General features: G+C 45.4%; 16 protein-coding genes. 9 read left to right on the top strand and 7 right to left on the bottom strand.

What is annotated here, in order from left to right; all coding sequences use genetic code 11:
* Positions 1-153 precede the first annotated feature (153 nt).
* Entirely contained in the window at positions 154-444 is a 291-nt protein-coding gene (locus MKX68_RS09080) for a hypothetical protein (protein WP_340910965.1), read from the bottom strand.
* A 227-nt stretch (positions 445-671) separates the two neighbouring features.
* Between MKX68_RS09080 and MKX68_RS09075 the strand changes: the two genes are divergently transcribed.
* From MKX68_RS09075 to MKX68_RS09060, 4 genes are all read left to right on the top strand, one after another.
* On the top strand, positions 672-2,186 hold the full coding sequence (locus MKX68_RS09075; RefSeq protein WP_339790378.1) for a DUF6359 domain-containing protein: 1,515 nt from the start codon (positions 672-674) through the stop codon (positions 2,184-2,186).
* A gap of 206 nt (positions 2,187-2,392) precedes the next feature.
* Positions 2,393-3,022, top strand: a complete 630-nt coding sequence (gene cdaS, locus MKX68_RS09070) for a sporulation-specific diadenylate cyclase CdaS (RefSeq protein ID WP_338590224.1) — start codon at positions 2,393-2,395, stop codon at positions 3,020-3,022.
* A gap of 286 nt (positions 3,023-3,308) precedes the next feature.
* Positions 3,309-4,415, top strand: a complete 1,107-nt coding sequence (locus MKX68_RS09065) for a Glu/Leu/Phe/Val family dehydrogenase (RefSeq protein WP_017691060.1) — start codon at positions 3,309-3,311, stop codon at positions 4,413-4,415.
* A 266-nt stretch (positions 4,416-4,681) separates the two neighbouring features.
* Entirely contained in the window at positions 4,682-6,709 is a 2,028-nt protein-coding gene (locus MKX68_RS09060; protein ID WP_340910963.1) for a methyl-accepting chemotaxis protein, read from the top strand.
* 330 nt (positions 6,710-7,039) lie between these two features.
* Here the strand turns inward: MKX68_RS09060 and MKX68_RS09055 are convergent, their stop codons facing one another.
* The 4 genes from MKX68_RS09055 to MKX68_RS09040 all read right to left on the bottom strand — a co-directional run bounded on the left by MKX68_RS09055 (position 7,040) and on the right by MKX68_RS09040 (position 11,233).
* The gene (locus MKX68_RS09055) at positions 7,040-7,612 is read right to left on the bottom strand and encodes a nitroreductase family protein (RefSeq protein ID WP_340910961.1); all 573 of its coding nucleotides are present in this window, start codon (positions 7,610-7,612) and stop codon (positions 7,040-7,042) included.
* Between the two features lie 6 nt (positions 7,613-7,618).
* Positions 7,619-8,635 (bottom strand): ABC transporter substrate-binding protein, encoded by a 1,017-nt coding sequence (locus MKX68_RS09050; RefSeq protein ID WP_340910959.1) that lies wholly within the window; start codon positions 8,633-8,635, stop codon positions 7,619-7,621.
* A gap of 87 nt (positions 8,636-8,722) precedes the next feature.
* A complete protein-coding gene (locus tag MKX68_RS09045; RefSeq protein WP_340910957.1) occupies positions 8,723-10,306 on the bottom strand; it encodes an AraC family transcriptional regulator in 1,584 nt (527 codons plus the stop codon).
* Positions 10,307-10,369: 63 nt separating this feature from the next.
* On the bottom strand, positions 10,370-11,233 hold the full coding sequence (locus MKX68_RS09040) for a LysR family transcriptional regulator (protein ID WP_338590235.1): 864 nt from the start codon (positions 11,231-11,233) through the stop codon (positions 10,370-10,372).
* 165 nt (positions 11,234-11,398) lie between these two features.
* Here MKX68_RS09040 and MKX68_RS09035 point away from each other — a divergent pair, with 165 nt between their 5' ends.
* Entirely contained in the window at positions 11,399-12,451 is a 1,053-nt protein-coding gene (locus tag MKX68_RS09035; protein ID WP_340910953.1) for an oxidoreductase, read from the top strand.
* 141 nt (positions 12,452-12,592) lie between these two features.
* Positions 12,593-12,961 (top strand): VOC family protein, encoded by a 369-nt coding sequence (locus MKX68_RS09030; RefSeq protein WP_340910951.1) that lies wholly within the window; start codon positions 12,593-12,595, stop codon positions 12,959-12,961.
* Between the two features lie 141 nt (positions 12,962-13,102).
* Here the strand turns inward: MKX68_RS09030 and MKX68_RS09025 are convergent, their stop codons facing one another.
* Positions 13,103-14,314 carry an MFS transporter gene (locus MKX68_RS09025; RefSeq protein ID WP_340910948.1) on the bottom strand — a complete coding sequence of 404 codons (1,212 nt, stop codon included), beginning with the start codon at positions 14,312-14,314 and terminating at the stop codon, positions 13,103-13,105.
* A gap of 282 nt (positions 14,315-14,596) precedes the next feature.
* Between MKX68_RS09025 and MKX68_RS09020 the strand changes: the two genes are divergently transcribed.
* Positions 14,597-15,175, top strand: coding sequence for a TetR/AcrR family transcriptional regulator (locus tag MKX68_RS09020; protein ID WP_340910946.1), 579 nt, complete (start codon positions 14,597-14,599; stop codon positions 15,173-15,175).
* A 96-nt stretch (positions 15,176-15,271) separates the two neighbouring features.
* Here the strand turns inward: MKX68_RS09020 and MKX68_RS09015 are convergent, their stop codons facing one another.
* Positions 15,272-16,396, bottom strand: coding sequence for an LLM class flavin-dependent oxidoreductase (locus MKX68_RS09015; RefSeq protein ID WP_340910944.1), 1,125 nt, complete (start codon positions 16,394-16,396; stop codon positions 15,272-15,274).
* Positions 16,397-16,660: 264 nt separating this feature from the next.
* Here MKX68_RS09015 and MKX68_RS09010 point away from each other — a divergent pair, with 264 nt between their 5' ends.
* Both MKX68_RS09010 and MKX68_RS09005 read left to right on the top strand, forming a co-directional pair.
* Complete coding sequence (locus MKX68_RS09010; protein ID WP_340910942.1) at positions 16,661-18,046, top strand: transcriptional regulator; 1,386 nt, start codon at positions 16,661-16,663, stop codon at positions 18,044-18,046.
* 313 nt (positions 18,047-18,359) lie between these two features.
* Positions 18,360-19,730, top strand: coding sequence for a helix-turn-helix domain-containing protein (locus tag MKX68_RS09005; RefSeq protein WP_340910940.1), 1,371 nt, complete (start codon positions 18,360-18,362; stop codon positions 19,728-19,730).
* Positions 19,731-19,743: the final 13 nt, after the last annotated feature.

The following is a 19,743-nucleotide window of genomic DNA, read 5'->3' as shown; positions in this document are numbered from 1 at the left end:
TCGATGTTCGTTCCCCTTTATCTATAAAATCGTAAAATCATATGCAGTAGAAAGTTACAAAGAGACAAGTTCAAGAATGATAATCATTATCACATTTATATATTCATTATGCAATGAACGCTGGCAAAATGCAATCCCAAGTCCGCAACGAATTTAACTTTTTTCTGAAAATAGGCTCATCCACAGCACATAGGGAATGTATACACCGAGATATGCAGACGGATACAAGAACCAGCCATTCAGCAGGAAATGGTGAATCTCGGTGGTGAATGTGGTCATATGAGCATTCGTCGCATACACATCACCTGCGATGACCGTTGCCGCACTATAGAAGCAGAGCAGCGCAAGAATATGAAACAATCGTCTAACCATCCGGGAACGAAGAGCAACATAAGCCATAATCAGCGGAACAATCAACAAGATTATCAAAAATACCAATTTCATCATCGTTTTACTCCTTCGGTAAATGGAATTCTAATGATAATCAGTATGGGCCAATAGACTCAACTTCTAAACTTTTTCATAAACTTTACAAAAAGAAAGAGGAATTCAGCATATGAACAATTAAATTAAAGGAGGATAACCCATTATCAGGTAATTATGAGGAGGAGAAAGGGAATATGAAAAAGGCGTTATGGCAGCACTGGATCGGGGCATTCCTGGTCTTTATCATGATGGCAACCGCACTGCTGGGGCCGGGTTCGCAAAGTCCGGTACAAGCTGCAGCACCACTTACGGTATCTCAGGCCATCGCTGCCCAGAGCGGTGGAGGAACAGCGACGGTTGAAGGAATCATTGTTGGACATGCTACCGGGTCACTTACAGCCAAGTTTACATCTCCGTATGCCAATGATTTTAATGTTCTGATTGCCGATTCAGCGTCAGAGCGGACCAACGCCAGATTATTGGATGTGCAGATTCCCTCATCTTTCCGATCGCAATATGGATTGGCGTCCAACCCCAGTCTTGTAGGGAAAAAGATCATCGTAACCGGAACCCTCGGTGCCTACAACAGCTATGCAGGAGTCAAAAACCCAACGTCCATCGCGCTTTCCTCCGGAACAACCAATCCTGATCCAGAACCGAACCCGGGCACAACACTGCCGGATGGTACCGGTAAGAAAGTATTGTTCGATAATACCCACGCCCAGACAGCAGGTGCTGCCGACTGGATTATTGACGGGGCATTTTCGGATTTTGCCAATGGTTTGCGAAACGCAGGCTTTGCCGTGGATCAGCTGGAACGCAGCATCCCGTATACATTCGGTGAGCAAGCCATCACCTATAATAAATTGAAAGATTACGACGTCTTTGTCATTGGCGAAGCCAACGTACCGTTCAAAGCGACAGAGCAGGCTGCGCTTGTGCAGTACGTACAGAACGGAGGAAGTGTTTTCTTCATCTCCGATCACTATAATGCAGACCGCAACAAAAACCGCTGGGATTCTTCCGAAGTATTCAACGGCTATCGCCGCGGTGCCTTCCTGAATCCAGCCAAAGGCATGTCTTCGGCTGAAGCCGAATCACCAGCGATGCAGAGTGTGACGAGTTCAGACTGGCTCGCGACGAACTTTGGTGTCCGTTTCCGCTACAATGCTCTTGGAGATGTAAATGCATCGGATATCGTTGCACCTGCACAATCCTTCGGCATTACGGCTGGTGTTAATTCTGTAGCGATGCATGCGGGATCGACCATTGCGATTATAGACCCTAACAAGGCTAAAGGCTTGGTCTATGTACCAAGTGGTGTGTCCAAGTGGGGTAATGCCGTGGATCAGGGCGTATATAACGGTGGTGGACGAGCTGAAGGAGCCTATGCTGCCATTGCAAAGGTTGGTGCGGGCAAAGCCGCATTTATCGGTGACTCTTCACCTGTAGAAGACGCGACTCCGAAATATTTGCGTGAAGAGACCGGTGCTACCAAGAAGACCTATGATGGATTCAAAGAAGTGGATGATGCAACGTTCCTTGTGAATACTGTGAAATGGCTCGCGGTCAAAGAGAGCTACACCAGTCTGGCACAAGTGCCAGGACTGACATTGGATACGGCAACAAGCCTGCTTTCGATGGAAGCTCCAGCTGCATCAACCGAGCCGCAACTTGAGCCATGGGCTGCACCCGCGGCAGGGTACAAATGGTATGACCCAACTACATTTAAAGCAGGTTCATACGGAAAAGCACAATAAGTGAAGTAGACATCAACTCAACATGCGAATAGGGCCTGGCCGTGGAGTTTTGCGGACAGGCTCTTTTTTTGCTTGTTATATCAGTGGCATTCACGAACATGATTAGCTCATACCACCCTGCCATTGCATAAATATCTGCTACGGAGGGGAAGGTATGGGTACTAATGATGCGGCGTGAAGCCCAACCCAACCAGAGGAGGCGGCGAATGATGACTCACCAAGCAGACTGTGACAGTTCCTCGATGAGACAGAAGCTCAAGGCAGATCTGCATCGTGTGGCGGATCGAATGAACATGACGTTATCCCGTTTTGACAATGACAGTGTCTGTCTGTTGGGGCAGTTTGCAGAGATTCGAGCGGAAATTAAGCAGATTGAGGTGCTCGCCTCTTCGTTTTACCTGGATTGTTATCTGTCACCCTTTACCGAGAAGTTTGCCGAATTAACATCGAGCGTACAGCATCTATCTGACCGGAGATATGGGGCGTTGATTGTGATTGAACGGGAGATTCCGTTGGAGTCGATCATTCACTCAGGCGTGACTGTGGATGCAAGAGTGACACATGCGTTGCTGGAATCACTGTTTATCCCCGGTGCACCTCTGCATGATGGGGCTGTTCTGATTCGTGGCAATCAGATCGTATCCGCTGGTAATGTGCTGCCGTTGTCGCAAGCGGAAGTGCATGAACGAAAAATAGGCACTCGTCATCGGGCAGCACTGGGACTCAGTGAATTGACGGATGCGGTTGTATTGGTTGTTTCCGAAGAGACGGGGCAGGCTTCATTTGCTGTAGATGGCGATTTGCATCCAATCAATGTGGTTGAAACGCTTCCTTAATGTGAACGATCAAGTGGCCTAATTGGGGCGAATAGGTTGATGCAGTTGAGGGAATTGTACCTTTCTCCTGTAAGGGAGAGAGGTTTTTCTATGGATAGACGATAAAATTATAATCTGAAATTCGACCGCTTTGCTCTCGCCATATGAGAAACATCGATCGATGCTTCTCTGACATTGCGATGTAATTTTGCACAAACTGGGTATTCATGGGTACAATAGAGGATGGTCAATGAATAGAGAACAATGCGATTGGATCGCAAAAATGGTTGGAGGAGACGGTTAGCACATGAGTTGGTTTGAAGCAATGGAGCATCACGATTATGAGGAACTGGTTCTGTGCCAGGATCGAAATTCAGGGTTAAAAGCAATTATCGCCATACACGACACAACACTCGGCCCTGCGCTGGGAGGCACGCGGATGTGGACTTACGCTTCAGAAGAAGCAGCCATTGAAGACGCCCTGCGCCTTGCCCGTGGTATGACATATAAGAATGCGGTATCCGGCCTGAATCTGGGCGGCGGCAAAACCGTTATTATCGGAGATCCAAGGCGCGACAAAAACGAAGCGATGTTTCGGGCGTTTGGACGATATATTCAAGGGTTGAACGGACGTTATATCACAGCCGAAGATGTGGGAACAACGGAAGAGGACATGAACCTGATCTATCAGGAAACCGATTATGTGACAGGCATCTCGGCGAGCTATGGTTCATCCGGTAACCCATCACCTGCAACGGCTTGGGGTGTATATCGGGGGATCAAGGCAGCAGCGAAAGAAGCATTTGGTACCGACCTGCTGGAGGGTAAAACGATAGCGGTCCAAGGTGTCGGCAATGTGGCGATGCATCTGTGCAAATATCTGTATGAGGAAGGTGCACATCTGATCGTTACGGATATCCATAAGGACTCGGTGAAACAGGCTGTGGATCGCTTCGGCGCGACAGCTGTGGACCCCGCAGACATTACTAGTGTGGATTGCGATATCTATGCACCATGTGCACTGGGCGGCACGATTAATGACGATACGCTTAAGACACTTAAAGCGAAGGTTGTAGCGGGCTGTGCCAATAATCAGCTGCTGGAGACCCGTCATGGGGATCAACTGTATGATATGGGCATCGTTTACGCGCCTGACTATGTTATCAATGCAGGTGGTGTCATTAACATTGCGGATGAGCTGAACGGTTATAATGCGGATCGAGCGTGGAGCAAGATCGGAGAGATCTATTCCAATCTGGAGAAAATATTCGAAAGCTCACGTACCGAGGGCATCGCAACCTATGTTGCCGCAGATCGACTGGCTGAGCGACGGATCGAACAGATGAAGAATACGCGCAGTACATTCTTGCAGAATGGTCATCACGCATTGAGTTCCCGGAGATTGCGCAAGTAAACGTAATTGAATCATTACCAAATCTGTAATTGGTCTGTTAGATAACGGCAACATCCATTCCAAAGATGGATAGTCGATCTGACAGGCCATTTTTTTATGTTACTATCAGAAAAAAAGAAAACAGTGGCAATATCTCCCTAAATGATCAATTCTACTATAGATTTTTCCGATAATGTATGTACATCGTTCAGATGCATATGGTTCAGGGAAGTGGGGAGAAGTGGGAAATGGGGAAAAGAAAAGGGTTAGGGCATAGGATCAAAAATATGTCGCTTAAAATCAAACTGCCTTTCATGATCAGTGTATTGGTTGTTTTGGTTCTGCTTGGTGCAACGACCACAAGTTATATGATCTCATCTGATGTTGTGGTCAGGAAAAGCAAGGATGAAATTAATGTGATGGCTGACCGCCTTGGGGAAGGGCTTTGGACAGCGATGCAACTTCAGCAACAATTGAGTCATGCGATATCCGTACATAATACCTTCAAGGAACTCTTGGAGCTGCGTAATACAACTGACATGACGGATGAAGAATTTTTCTCGGATGAGAACCCGTATTTTAATAAGGCCAATACGATCTTGACCGACAGTATATCGGAAACGGAAGGAAGTAAGCCAGATCTGTTCGTGTTTGATAAGGAAGGAATCATGGTGGCGGGAACCATGCCGGAAGTGATTGGACAGTCACGGGGAGATCGGGAATATTTCCAGGAGTCCATACAGGGAAAATCCTTCATCAGTGATGCGATCGTTTCGAAGAATAGCAAGAAGCTCATTATTGCATTCTCGGAGCCCATCATCGATGAAGAGGGGAATATTCTGGGTGTGCTTGCTATGTCGGTGGACAGCAGCTTTTTCCTCGGCCAACTCGGGGACATCCAGATTAATGGTCAAGGCAGAGTTGAAGTGCTGAGCCGGAGCGGTATCATTATGTATGATTCATTGGATCCTTCCATTGTGGGACAAACGCTGGAAGAGGACAAGGAAGCCATGGAACTTATGGAGGCCAGAGCCACCGACAAAGTGAAAATCAATTCGATGGATCGAGATGATACCTACTATCGTATCAATCAGATTCCTGGTGCAGATCTCTCCGTGGTCATTATTGACGATTATGATGATATTAAGCGCCCGGTAGAGGATATACAGCGCCAGATGCTTATCGTGACCTTGATTGGAATTGCTCTGGCTATTGGCGTGGGATTGTTGATCTCTCGTAGTATAACGAGACCTATCATTCGTCTGATCGGGCTGTTCAAACAGCTTGCTCAAGGGGATCTGACCGTTAAGGCCAATGGCAGATATAACAGTGAATTCAAGGATCTGGCGGAGAGCTTCAATGTTATGGTGGAGCAGAACAGGAACCTTATTACCGATATGAATAATTCGATTCATGTTCTTCAGGCCAGCACTCAGGAATTGGAGGAGACATCCAGACAGACGGCAAGATCCATTGATGAGACCTCGGCGACGTCCATGGGGATTGCAAAGGCGATGGAGGCTCAATCGGAAGATACCGAGCAGATTGCAAGTAAATTCAACACCTTTGGCGATAAAGTGGCTGCCATGAACAGTAGTGCACAGGATGTGAAGGCAAGAGCGGATGAGATCGAAACGGTATTCCACAACGGGAATGAAGTCGTGAATGAACTGATGCGTATTAATGAAGTGAACGAACGGGAAGTGGAGAAAATCTCTGAGATTACCGTCAAACTTCAAACGAGTTCGGGCAGTATTAGTCAGATCACGGAAGCCATCAGCCAGATTGCGAAGCAGACCAACCTGCTTGCATTGAATGCTTCAATTGAAGCATCACGGGCGGGGGAGCATGGCAGAGGATTTGCAGTTGTAGCCGAGGAGATTCGCAATTTGGCAGAGCAGAGTTCCCGCCAGTCCAAGGAAATCTCCAGCATTATCGAGCAGAATCTGGCCGATGTCGCCGAGAACAACCAAAGTGTTGCAGAGATTCACACCATCTCGTCCAGACAGGATGAGCTTGTCTTGCAGACTCGTCAGGCGTTTGATGTGATTTTGGAGAAGGTATCGGTCATTAATCAACAGATCGCTACAATGGCAGGACAGATGCAAGAGATGTTGCAGAACAAGGATGTTGTATTGGAGTCAGCCCATAGTTTGTCCGCTTCAGGAGAGCAGGTATCCGCTTCGGTTGAAGAGGTAACAGCAACCATGATGGAGCAGTCTTCCACGGTGCAGCAGTTGGCAAACATGGTTGATACGATCGATCAATTGACGCAAAAGCTGGCCGAATCGGCTGCGCGATTCAAGGTGGAGTAAGCGTCTGTCTCAAAAGGAATTCCGCCTCGCTCCAAGCGCTAACGAACCTACCGCACCTTAAAAGGCGGATCATCAGAGCTTGCAAGATTTAAAGAATCTCAGTAACGCTATTTCGTCAAAAACGTTGTCAAAACCTAAAAAATCGAGCGAATCGACGAAATAACGTCTCTGTGATTCGTTAGATCTCAGATCGGGGCAAATGGGGGCGAATAGCGTGTCTCAGGTTCATTAAAACCAAATAACACAAACAAGGGATGTCCCCTGTCATATTCATGACTTATAGGACATCCCCTTCTTTTTTATGGTCCAGATCAATGTGCTCTAGTCCATTTAGTGATCAATGAGATGCAACAGCTCAGGGAGCGGGGTGCGAGGCTTGGGCAAAGGTTGATCTTCAGCGTTAAAATACCCCATGTGAAGTGTACCTACTATTTTTTCCTCTGATGTCACATCAATGGCTTCACAGAATAGAGGATTTTCGTTGAAAGGACTTGTCTTCCATACGACCCCGATGTGTTGTTCCCAGGCGAGCAACTGTATGTTCTGAATCAGTGCCGAGGTTGCAGCAAAAGCCTCTTCCCACGCTTTGGAGGGCAGGTTGGCTGTCATAACCACAACCAGATGCACAGGTGTCTGTTCACAATAGGCTGCTCTGATTTGTTGTCCGTACTTTGCTACAAATTCAGGATTGCGTGTACTCAATACAGCGCTCGCGAATTTCTCTCTGCCCTCATTCATAAACAGAATGAAGCGCCAAGGTTCCTTTTTGGAATGAAAAGGTGCCCATATCGCGGCCTCCAGAATCTCATGAATCGTTTCCAAGGGAATGGGTAGGCCATTAAATTCCTGAATCGTGCGTCGTTCGATCATGGTCTGCCTAAGGCTTGTTTTGGGTTTCATCATGTCCATCTATAACTCGAAGGAAGCAGCGATCTCATCAATAATTTTGCTAAGACCGATGGGACCGTATCCTGCAAACCACAGGTTGGCATCACCGATATATACATGATCGTTCTTGACTGCATTCAGATTGGACCAGATGGATGTATCCATGATGTTATTAAGCACAACCTTGTTTTCTTCCCCTGGACGAAGAATGATAAACAGTCGATCCGGGTTCAGCTCAGGCAGAATTTCCTCGGAGATTGCCACATTCCATGATCCCTGGAAGTCTACACTGTCTACTGAAGCAGGGGTTAATCCCAGAGCACCAAACAGAGTGAAGTTATCATCAGGTTTAATCAACTGAAGCTGTTTATCCTGTACGCGCATGTAGGCCACCGTTTCGTTTTTAGCTTTTACGGCAAGCTCATCATGGGTTGTGGTCACTTTGGCATCATAGGCATCTTTGACCGCTTGGGCTTCTTTTTCTTTGCCAAGAACGGTTGCCGTTTCCATGAATCGCTCCCAGTCTCCTTTTTCTTCATTATCAAAAAGGATCGTTGGAGCAATCTTGGAGAGTTGCTCATAGTTTGCTTCATTTAACGTTTTGGAGGCCAGAATGAGATCCGGCTCAGCCTGGAGCAATGCTTCAAAATTGGGAGGCTCGCCGGATCCTATGGCAGTGGTATCTTTCATCTGATCTGCCAGATATTCAGGGAATCCGAGATCGTTATACGTTACCATGGCTGTCGGTTCAATGCCGAGAGCGAGTAATTGGTCAGCAAAGACGTAGAGCATACCCGCAATTTTTTGGGGTTCAGCAGGAATTTCGATATCCCCTTTGATCGTGGAAATGGTACGTGTATTCTCACTTCCCTGTTCAGCCGTTGATGGTTCTGCCCCATTGGATTCGGGTGAAGCGGAGCTCCCGCTGTTCTGGGAAGTCCCACAGCCCGCAAGCATGCTGCATAGAAGAAGAACGGTTATAAGGAATCGTCCTGATTTGAAAAAGGTAGAGAAGCGTTGGTTGTTAGGTAAAGACACGTTGTACACACCCTTTAACTGATTTTGATTATCATTATCAAAATAATTATAGGTGCATTCCAAATCGTAATCCATGGATATTCCTGTTTAATGCATGGACGTTTGGCTCAGGAACAACTGACTAACCCGATTCAGAAACAGATTATGAGCCAAGGAAGTATAACAGGAGTAGGGGGAGGAATCGCCCAATTCATAGACTTGCTTCGTACGAACCGCCTTCCATTGCTGCCAGATTGAATTTTGCATAAGCAACGCTACAGTGTGCGCACGCTCGTCTGCTCGGCCACTTGTAAACAGAATGAAGTGTTCAATATCGGACTGGACCAGCTGTTCCAGTGACATTAAACGGGAATGGGATACGTGGTGTAGAGCTTGGGGTACGTATAACTGCAAATCATCATAGAGTACCGTCCCCAGATTGCGGTTGCCGTATACCCGGAACTGTCCATTTTCGTATTGCGCCACAGCCACAGGACGGTCATCCAGGGCATGTTGTATTCCGGATATGTTTCGGTTGACCGATAACTCATAACGTTCCAGCCATTCTTCACCAGCTGTTATTTTACCCACGGATTGTGCAATGGAGTACAACTGTTTACGCCAATCTCCTGCAAAAGGTATGGTACAAGTGGAGGCAATATGCCGAAATAATTCGGCTTTTTTGGGCTCTTCATAATCGGTTCCTTCATAACCAATGATTAGTTCCGGGTGTGCGTTCATTAATAGTTCCAGATCAGGCTGATCTCTGCCCACTTGAATCACATTTTTGAATTCATATGAGGTTCTATGGACTGGATTAATCAGTGCCGCATATGGCTCAATACCAAGGGCAAGCAGATGCCCCGTATATGGATGGGCAAGTGAAGCGATACGTGTTACGGAGCGATGCTTTTTAATATAGACCATGGGAGACAATCCGGTGGTTGCTTTGAATTTTCGGCTAAAATAGAATTCATCTTCATACCCGACCTGGCGTGCTGTTTGTTTGATCGTGTTGTCTGAGGCCAGTAGCAGATCACCGGCTTCCCGGATACGTACGGCGTTCAAATATTCGATGGGGCCTTGTCCAATCATTTTTTTGAACAATCTGGAATAACGGTTGACACTCAGTCCAGCCATTTCAGCCAGTTTTTCGCGTGTGAAGTTCTCCTGATAATGTGTATGGATATATTTTTGGCTCTGCCTTACCGCTTCAATTGCTGTATCTTCCTGGAATTTCTGCTTCTTCTGCTTCAATAGGACAAGACACAGTTCCTGAAAGAGGATCTGACGTGCCATTCCAGCCCATGGATCTTCCTTCTGCCCACCTTCATGGATTTGAATGGCGAGTACGGGAGCTGAGGGAACAACAGTGGCAATGCATTCAAGATGTGGATCAATAACTTGCTGCATGTTGCCATCCAGTTCTTCGTTGTAGACATTGTAGGTTAAGGTGACACATTCAAAATCAGGCTGTACCTCGGTAGCTGCGTTACAGGTGTGAGAAGGCGGGACGGAAAGGACTTGAGGAGAGCATAGGGAGATGACTTTGTCTTCGACTTTGACGGTTAAGTTCCCTTTGATCACAATAAGCAGCGTATGATGTGGACGGGATGGAAAGGACATTTGTTCAGCATTGTTGTCGACACGCCGGGCATCAATGAGCCTATATAAAAGATTCATGAGTTTCATCTGATCTTCTCCTGACTGCTGTGAATGTACATACTATACTGCTGCTTATAAAAGTTCTCTATATCAAAACGTAATGCACTTCTGGTTCAGCAGCTTCATGAATTGATCCAGCGCACTGCTGACATACCGATCCTCACCGCGGACAAAGGTTGTCGTGGTATGAGTAAAGCGATCTGCGAGATCAAATACGGAGAATTCATCCGGTTTCTTGTGAATAACGTTGCACGGCATAATGGTAAAAGCAATTCCAGACTCCACACAGCTAAGCAGGTTTTCCATCGTACTCACTTCGATAATATTGCGAGCGGACAACCCTTCTTCCTGCAAAAATTCTTCGGTCATTTCACGATACGGGCAGCCCTCGGGGAAAACAACCCACGATACTTGGCACAGGCTTTCGGGTGGTGTATCCATCCGCTTGGAGATGATATGAACCGTGTCCTGCATCTCATATTCCACCTTCAGACCCTCCTTCACACAAGCCCCGCTGATAAAAGCACCATCAATCTCATAGTTCTGTATTTTCTTGCGCAGTACTTTGGGTGAAGTGGCGTTAACAAGTGAAATGGACACCTTCGGGTAGGTTATTTGATATTCATTCAGAATCTCCATAAAGCGGCTGGATGCCGCCGTTTCTACAATGCCGATTTTCAGCGTACCGGAAGGTTCACCGGGATCGGTCATATCCTGCTTCAGATCGTGTAAAAGGTTGTGAATGCGTGTGGCGTACTCAACAAACTGCTCACCTTTGGAGGTCAGGACAACACCTTTGGGAAATCGGTTGAACAGCTGGATTTGATATTCCTGCTCCAGTTTTTTGATGCGTGTAGTGACATTGGATTGTGCGTAATTCAGTTCTTTGGCAGCCTGTGAGATTTTGCCTGAACGTGCCACCGCGAGAACAATATCGATATCGGAAAGTTCCATGCTGTATCCTCCTGAACGTGGATTAACTTACATTGCTTCCGCAGATGTTGATGTTAGGTATCTCTCTGAGAGATACAAGTATATATTTCAATCATTTTACGATATATCAGAGCCGCCGTACAATATCCCTAATGACAAAGAGAGTAGGGATATGAGATGGATAACATGAATACACGTTCAACACTATTAAGCCCGGTGACGATTCATCAGTGGCAATTAAGGAACCGAGTGGTGATGGCACCGTTGACCCGGGGATTTGCTGATGATCAGGAGGGGACCGTGACGGATGAGATGGTGGCATATTATGAGCAGCGTGCGCGGGATGGTGTGGGACTGATCATTACCGAGGGTATTAACCCGAATCTGGCAGGCAAAGGCACTTACGGCATCCCCGGCTTATATACAGATGAACAGACGACTTCTTGGAAAAGGGTAACGGATGCTGTTCACAGACATGGCGGCACCATTATTGCTCAACTGTGGCATGTCGGCAGGTTGTCCCATTCCGATCTGATCGGAACCGCTCCACTGGCACCCTCCAGCCTTGCAGCAGAAGGAAGAGTGCATAAGCTGCATAAGCCGTATCAGGTGCCCCAAGCGATGAGTACACAGGATATAGCGGATACGATTCAGCATTTTCAGACGGCCGCCCGCAATGCGGTGCTGGCAGGGTTCGACGGGATCGAGCTGCATGCTGCGCATGGGTATCTGATCGACCAGTTTATTAATGAGAAGACCAACCACAGAACAGATGAATATGGAGGAGACACTGAGGGTAGATTACGGTTCCTGCGGGATATTATTGTGGCTGTGAAAAAAGAGATCCCTGTAGATCGCATATCGGTACGATTTTCCGAGAAAAAGGATGATGATTCATCCTATGCATGGGCAGATAAAGCTGGAATGATCGATGCATATCTGAACTTGTTCCGCGAGACGGGAATTACGATCTTGCATCCCTCAACAGATCATTATGCGAAAGCGTGGGATGGTGAGCAGTCCTTTCACGAGCGGATTCGAAGTCAGTGGGATGGAATCATCATTGGTGTGGGGGATCTGGATGTTCATGCTGCAGAGCACGCTATTGGCAAGGGAAGTATAGATCTGGCTGCGTTCGGAAGACCGTTTATCGCAAACCCTGATCTGGTGCGTAAATTGAATGCGGGTGAGCAATTGGTCGAGTATGATGCGACTACGCATCTGCCCGTGTTGGTGTAAAAGAGAAAATCGAGTAAGAGAAGAAATCGAAAAAATCGAAAAAAGTAGAAAACACTACTGACATACTGTTGGCAAGAGCGGTCTTGTATGATCAAGATAACCTAAACAACCAACCCCATATATAAAGGAGATCATTACATTATGTCAGTAATTGGACCGGATTTCATTTCACTTCAAGTGAGCAATCTTGAAGGCTCTGCCGAATTTTATCAAAACTATCTTGGCCTGGTACGCTCACAGGCGGGACCACCTCATGCGGTGGTCTTTGACACCAAGCCGATTGCATTTGCTCTACGTGACCTATTGCCAGGAACAGAACTCGGTTCAAGTGCGCAGCCAGGACTTGGTGTTGCTCTGTGGCTTCATGCCCCGGATACGCAAGAAATTCACGACAAGCTTGTTGCAGCAGGCGTGAAAATTACATCTGCACCAATAGATGGACCATTCGGACGAACCTTTACATTTGCCGACCCAGACGGGTACCAAGTTACCCTTCACAGTAAAGCCTAATAAGTAGACGTATCCATCATAATAATAGTGATAACTTCCTGTCACAGGGAGACAAGTGATGATTACAACATGAAGGGCAGAACTGATCTTTAGGATCAGTCTGCCCTTTTTCCGCCGTTCGGATTGAACGATCTATTCATTTTATTCATTGCTGACAACTACCGCTTTCTTTTCCGTAAAGTAATACACCAAAGCGAGCAGCGGCATGATCAGGCCAATCAGCGTTGTGAGACTCCAGCCTCCGTGAGCATAAGACCAGCTTCCAAGAGATGAACCAATCGCACCGCCTACAAAAAAGATCGACATGAATATGCCATTCACACGCCCTCTCGCTTCACTTCCTAAGGAGTAGATGATGCGTTGACCCAGCACCAGATTTCCTGAGACAGCCATATCCAGTGTGATTGCCACGATAACAAGCAGGATCAATGCAAACGTGGAGTGGCTCTGGAGCACATAGGCAAGACCGAATGAAGCAGCAGCGATCACCATGGCAGCACCCGTCAGAATACGCGTTAGTCCTCTATCAGCCAGTCTTCCGGCAATGGGAGCGGCAATAGCACCTCCGACACCAGCCAGAGCGAACCAGGCAATACCTTGCTGTGACATGCCAAAATCGTTAGCCAGTCTCAGCGGAACCGTGGTCCAGAACAAGCTGAAAGCACCAAACAGACTGGCCTGATAGAACGCCCGGCGGCGCAGCAGCGGCATCGTTCTGAACAGTGTGCCCAAGGACACGATTAATTGCCCGTATTTCAAGGTGGGTTCAGGTTGGCGAGCAGGAAGAGCACGTGATAGGAGCAGCATGAGAAGTGTTATGACAATGGCGGAGAATACAAAGACTGTCTGCCATCCGAAGAGACTGGTGATAAAGCTTGCGACAGGACGAGCCAGCATAATGCCCAGCAGCAGACCACTCATTACATTGCCCACAACACGCCCGCGCTGCTCTTCGGAAGTAAGATATGTCGCATAGGGCACCAGAATCTGAGCGACAACAGAACCTATACCAATGAATAGAGAGGCAGTCAGAAATATAACAGCAGTGGGCGAGAAAGCCGCAGCAATCAGGGCAACAACCAGTACGATAAGGAAAAGAACGACCAGACGCCGATTCTCGGTAATGTCACTGAGCGGTACGATGAATAACAAACCAATAACATAACCAATCTGAGTCAATGTTACGATCAATCCGGCAGCGGCAGAAGACAGACCCGTTGTCATGCTGATCGGACCGATAACGGTCTGAGCGTAATACAGGTTTGCCACGATCAATCCACAAGCTGATGCCAGCAAAAAAATAATCCAGGTGGGCACAGGTGCCTTCTTCACTTGTTGTCTCATATCCATCATAATCATCCTCCACAATTCTAAATTGGTATTCCCAATAAACAGTTAATATTAAAATCGTTAATTACTAAACGTTGTGTTCACTAATTACAATATATAATAAACTAAACGTATAGTATTGTAAATAGGCTCGAAATATTTTAATGATAATATTAATTAGAATGAAAAGGTGAACCGAGGATGGAATTATTGTGTGTACTCATGGCATTTTAGTATAATGAACGTATCGTTTTTATGAATATTACTGATGATTAAATATACTTTATACATCCAGGAGGGCTCAAGATGACTGCCAAAAGAGGACGTCCACGTAACATGGAAACCCAGAATGCCATTCTTACAGCATCGTATGAGTTGTTGTTGGAGCACGGATTCGGAGCAGTTACAATCGAGAAGATTGCTGAACGTGCACAGGTGAGCAAAGCCACCATCTACAAATGGTGGCCGAACAAAGGTGCTGTCATCATGGACGGATATATGTCTGCGGCAACGGCAAGATTGCCAGTGCCAGATACAGGCTCGGTATTGGAGGATATACGCATACATGCGAGTAATCTGGTTCGTTTTTTGACCAGTCGGGAAGGAAAAGTGATTACGCAGATTATTGGGGAAGGGCAGTCGGATGAAGGGCTTGCCGAAGAATACCGCACAAGATATATCCAACCACGTCGGCGTGAAGCTCGGGGAATTCTGGAGAAGGGTGTGGAGCGTGGCGAATTGAAAAGTGGGATAGACATTGGACTGTACATTGATCTGATCTACGGGCCGGTGTTCTATCGCATGTTAGTGACGGGGGAAGCGATGGATGATGCGTTTGTAGATGTGATGCTCCGTTCCTTGTTTGAAGGGATTCAGGCCAAATAGGTACAGAGAGAGCGGAGATACAAGTGGGAGGAAGAGGGAAGAGGGCGATTCGTAGGAATCACCCTGGAAGGAACACGAGTGTATTGTCGGGGAGAACTAGACCTGGAATATAGGTGAGATGGCTGTGGGCCATGAATCTGTAGCATTAGAAGAAAGGAAGGATGAGTGCTGGGTTAACACCGGGGGTTCATTCCATACCGAACTTGGCAGTTCACGGCGTAAGACAGGGGCAACTTCCTTGGCAAAACGCTCCACTTGCTCCAACTGCTCGCTATGCGTCAGTCCATCTACGCTGATACTCAGCACCTGATGTCCGTAAGCGGCATGATAGTCCAGAATTTTCTCAATGACCTGCTCCGGACTGCCGATTAACGCAGGACCTCGTGCAATGTTATCCTCCAGATCGGTAAAGGGCGACTGATTATGCTGTGCGGCGGCGGTGGCATGGAACGCTTCATAATATGGCTTATAGCGGCGAATGGCTTCCTCACCTGTATCCGCCAGATAGAGACTGCCGGCACCAGAGCCAATTACGGCTTGCTGCGGATCATGACCATAATAATCGAGGCGCTCCCGATAATGATCAATTAACGCTTTGTATTTGGCCTGAGGGTGAAAAGAATTCGACGTAAAGAGCGGCTCGCCATATTTGGCAGCGAGTTCGGTCGAGATCGTGCTGGACGCGCTACCATGCCAGATCGGGATGGATTGCTGAAGCGGCCTTGGCCAGGTGGTTACTCCCTCAAGAGGAGGGCGATACGTTCCCTGCCAGGTTACATTTTCTTCAGACCACAGCCGTCTTAGCAAATGATAGCGTTCATCTAGTGAATCCCATTGCTCCTCTTCGCTTATGCCAAACAGCGGATAGTGCCGAGGGTCATTGCCTTTCCCGATGATCATCTCCAGCCGTCCGCCCGATAATTGATCCAACGTGGCATAATCCTCGGCAACCCGGACTGGATCAAGTATACTAAGAACAGTGACGGTGGTTAGTAACCGAATGCGTGTGGTTGCTGCGGCTATTGCGGTTAATACGACAGGTGGCGAGGAAGATAGAAAAGGCGCACCGTGTCGTTCACCGATTCCATAGGCATCGAATCCCAGTCGTTCAGCCAGCTTTGCTTGCTCTAATATATTGTGGAATTTCTGCTGAGTCGTCAGAGCTTCCCCGGTTACGGCATTAGGCAGATTCATCATGAGACTAAACAAGGCAAATTTCATCTGACCTTCTCCTCGAACTGAATTGATAATTCCTGTGTGGTATAATCCTATTGAAATACTAGGATATGTAAGTTGGATTAAATGTATCACGTTCTCACGGATTCTTCTAATGGATTTTTTCTATAAGCAGGAACAATCAGGCATAATTGCGTACATGTGAAGGAAATTGCCACGATTTTTATTGACCGCTGTAAAATTTAGGATTAAAATTGTGCTTATCATATAAATTCAAAATTATGGATTTTCATTGTGGAGGTGGGATACATGGAACCTACAACTACGATACGCTCATATATTGAGGACTACATCAGGAAACAGGGGTACACCCTGCAGTATTTTGCCGATATATCGGGAGTTAACGCTGGAACGCTTAGTGCAATTATTAAGGGGACTCGGCCCATCGCTATGGCGCAACTGGATCTGATTACCCAAGGCATGAAGCTGGAAGAGGGGTATTTCTACGAGATTTATGGGGCTGAATGTTTCGTGGAATCGGCACCTCATTGGAGGAGACTGGAACCATTCCTGCAACGCTGTGCTGAATTGGACAAGCTGGAATGTATTCATAAGGTTATCCAGGAAGTGACGGATGATCGCTCGTATATCTCGGAGTTATTCGAGATGGCGGAAGGCATGCTTGAACGTGGACAGACGAAGGCTGCACGGATGTTGTACGAATGTGTGGCGGAGTGTGAGAAATACCAACATTCGGAACGTCTGGCTTTGTGCCAGTATCGCATCTTCACGTTATCTCTAGGTCAGGACCAACATGAGAATCTGCGTGCGGCCGTCCATTTTGAACCATATATTAATCGGCTGGATGAGGAACGGCAACTGGATGCGATAAAAGACCTGGCGAATACGTATGCTTCACTTCGATATTGGGATAAGTCATTTTCCCTTGCTGATGATCTGGGACGGAAAGCTGAAATTATCCAATCATATACTAAGAAAAAAGTGGATAAAGAAGATAGGGTCACAGCTTATCCGTTATTTGTATATCAGGCATATTCAAACTTGCTTAAGGCTAATGCATGCGAAAGAATGGGGAAATACGAAGAGGCTTTAAGATACACTAAACAGTATAAAAGTATAGTTAATATAATAGATCCAAATGACGAAGAACTTTTGTTTATTAACAAGTTCAAAGGTTGGGGAGAAGTAAACACATATCTATATTACTTATTCATGGGCGACAAGAGTATGTTGTCAACATACGTTCAATATATAGAAAATAATCAGTCAGAGTTATTGCCAGCGTTGGTAAATATTATGGAGGCGGCTAACAAAAATAACATGAACGTGGATGAAATCCTTCACAAATTTGAACCTCAAATTAGTTCTGAGGAAAGCCTTATTCATGGTTATAGCAGGCAGATTAAACAAGATTTATTTACTACCCTTTTGCTAGAAATATCAATCTACTACCTTAATCGGGGCAGATATGAAAAAGGTTTGAAGAGACTTATGGAGTGTTTCTCATCTGCAGTAAGAACTAATAATCAGATGGATACTATTCATTGCATGACACTATTTGAGGAATACAGGAATTTGGCCAGTAAAGAAATTTATAATCAATATAAACTATTAGTAGCGGAGGTGCGTAGTTATTATGAAAAAGCAGAAAATACTTTATATAATCTTGCTTAGTATGATTGTTGTTAATGTTGTACAATTGAGCTCGTCTTATGACACCACTGTTATTTATTCGTTGTTGTCCTCACACGGGTTAGGAGACATATAATTCTATGTCTCTTATACAGTTACGTATGGAATAATTATATAATAGATTGCTTAGTACAAATGATATTGATATTTTGCATTACATGAGAGGTTTATTTCCGGATACGGAAGTAAGCTTTTTTTGTATTTTCATAGATTGACCAATGTAAAATACAGGATTAAAATAACATTTATTATATGTTATTGAATTATAAGTGTTTTTGGTGATGGAGGTGTGACAGTGGAATTGGTACCTAAAATAAGAGTACATATTGAGAAATATATGAGAGAGCAGAATCTCAAGTTGCAGCATTTTTCCGATATTACTGGAATTAATGTTGGAACTTTAAGTGCCATTCTTAAAGGTAACAGGCCAATGTCTATGAACCAACTGAATCAGATTACTTCTGTTATGGGATTAGAGAAAGGGTATTTTTATGAGAGTTATGGGGTTGAATCCTTCATAGAATCTTCGCCCCACTGGAGACGTTTGGAGCCATATCTATATGAGTGTGCTGAGCTTTGTAAGCTGGATTGTATACAACAAGTCATCACTCATGTAACGGACGATCGATCATATATAGAAGAATTATTTGATGTAGCTGAAAGCTTTTTTGCTAGAGGATTAAAAGAAGTAGCTCTTATTTTGTATGAATGTGTGGCAGACAGTGAAAAATATCAACACTCCGAGCGGTTGGCCTTATGCCAGTACCGTATTTTTCTGCTTCATAAAACACTGAATAAATTCAATAACTTAAATGCCGCAGTAAAATTTGAACCTTTTATCGAAAAATTGAATGAGGAAGTACAACTGGATGCGATTAAAGATTTAGCTAATTTGTATGGCGCGATAAATCTATGGGATAAGGTTTTTGAACTGGCTAATGAATTGATTCAAAGAACTGAATTCCAAGTTCAACTTCAATCTATGAGACGGAACAGAAAACCAAGAATAGCCTCTTATCCTCTATTTACTTATAAAGCTTATGCTAATCTGCTCATGGCAAATGTATCTGAAGAACGTAAGCAATATATGAAAGCTTTGGAGTACACAGATGTTTATGAGGATATTATGGATGGGATTAAAAATCCAACAGAGGAAGAGCAAGAATTGATAGATAGATTCAAGGGCTGGGCTGAGGGCAATCGATATTTGTACAAAATACTATCAGGTGACTTCGAAGGCTTAAACCGTTATTTAAATTACCTAGATGTTAATCATGCCGAAATTTTAACAGCACTCGCCTATATTATACAGGCGGCAAATCAGTACTCTTTTAATATTGACCATGCATTAAATAGATTCCAAAATCACATTGATCAAATTAAAGCGGCAAGACATGTAAAAGGAATATATAACGAACAGGCATCAAATTTTAGATATATACGCTTATTCTACGAACTAGCAAAATACAGATTGAATCAGAACCAAATTGAACAGGGAATAGAACATCTAATTACTAGTTTGGAACGTTCTTCTTCATGTAATGAAGATCTAATGTGTATCAAATGTATTGATTTATACGGAAAATATAGAGATCGCGCCAGTAAGACTCAGGAAGAGCAGTATACAAAACTAATAGATAAGTTAAGTGTACCGACTTTTCGATAGTAAAACATCTGGG

The sequence above is a fragment of the Paenibacillus sp. FSL M8-0212 genome (assembly GCF_038004645.1).
Lineage (GTDB): Bacteria > Bacillota > Bacilli > Paenibacillales > Paenibacillaceae > Paenibacillus.
The sequence above is the reverse complement of the archived record's forward strand: the minus strand, read 5'-3'. Positions and strand labels throughout refer to the sequence as shown.

Excerpts from the sequence above, each read along its gene's own strand:
- MKX68_RS09075 (WP_339790378.1), top strand. The coding sequence starts at position 672 with ATGATGGCAACCGCACTGCTGGGGCCGGGTTCGCAAAGTCCGGTACAA.
- MKX68_RS09040 (WP_338590235.1), bottom strand. The coding sequence starts at position 11,233 with ATGGAACTTTCCGATATCGATATTGTTCTCGCGGTGGCACGTTCAGGC.
- MKX68_RS09055 (WP_340910961.1), bottom strand. The coding sequence starts at position 7,612 with ATGATGAAACCCAAAACAAGCCTTAGGCAGACCATGATCGAACGACGC.
- MKX68_RS09035 (WP_340910953.1), top strand. The coding sequence starts at position 11,399 with ATGAATACACGTTCAACACTATTAAGCCCGGTGACGATTCATCAGTGG.
- MKX68_RS09080 (WP_340910965.1), bottom strand. The coding sequence starts at position 444 with ATGAAATTGGTATTTTTGATAATCTTGTTGATTGTTCCGCTGATTATG.
- MKX68_RS09025 (WP_340910948.1), bottom strand. The coding sequence starts at position 14,314 with ATGATGGATATGAGACAACAAGTGAAGAAGGCACCTGTGCCCACCTGG.
- cdaS (WP_338590224.1), top strand. The coding sequence starts at position 2,393 with ATGATGACTCACCAAGCAGACTGTGACAGTTCCTCGATGAGACAGAAG.
- MKX68_RS09065 (WP_017691060.1), top strand. The coding sequence starts at position 3,309 with ATGAGTTGGTTTGAAGCAATGGAGCATCACGATTATGAGGAACTGGTT.
- MKX68_RS09030 (WP_340910951.1), top strand. The coding sequence starts at position 12,593 with ATGTCAGTAATTGGACCGGATTTCATTTCACTTCAAGTGAGCAATCTT.
- MKX68_RS09010 (WP_340910942.1), top strand. The coding sequence starts at position 16,661 with ATGGAACCTACAACTACGATACGCTCATATATTGAGGACTACATCAGG.
- MKX68_RS09015 (WP_340910944.1), bottom strand. The coding sequence starts at position 16,396 with ATGAAATTTGCCTTGTTTAGTCTCATGATGAATCTGCCTAATGCCGTA.
- MKX68_RS09020 (WP_340910946.1), top strand. The coding sequence starts at position 14,597 with ATGACTGCCAAAAGAGGACGTCCACGTAACATGGAAACCCAGAATGCC.
- MKX68_RS09060 (WP_340910963.1), top strand. The coding sequence starts at position 4,682 with ATGTCGCTTAAAATCAAACTGCCTTTCATGATCAGTGTATTGGTTGTT.
- MKX68_RS09045 (WP_340910957.1), bottom strand. The coding sequence starts at position 10,306 with ATGAAACTCATGAATCTTTTATATAGGCTCATTGATGCCCGGCGTGTC.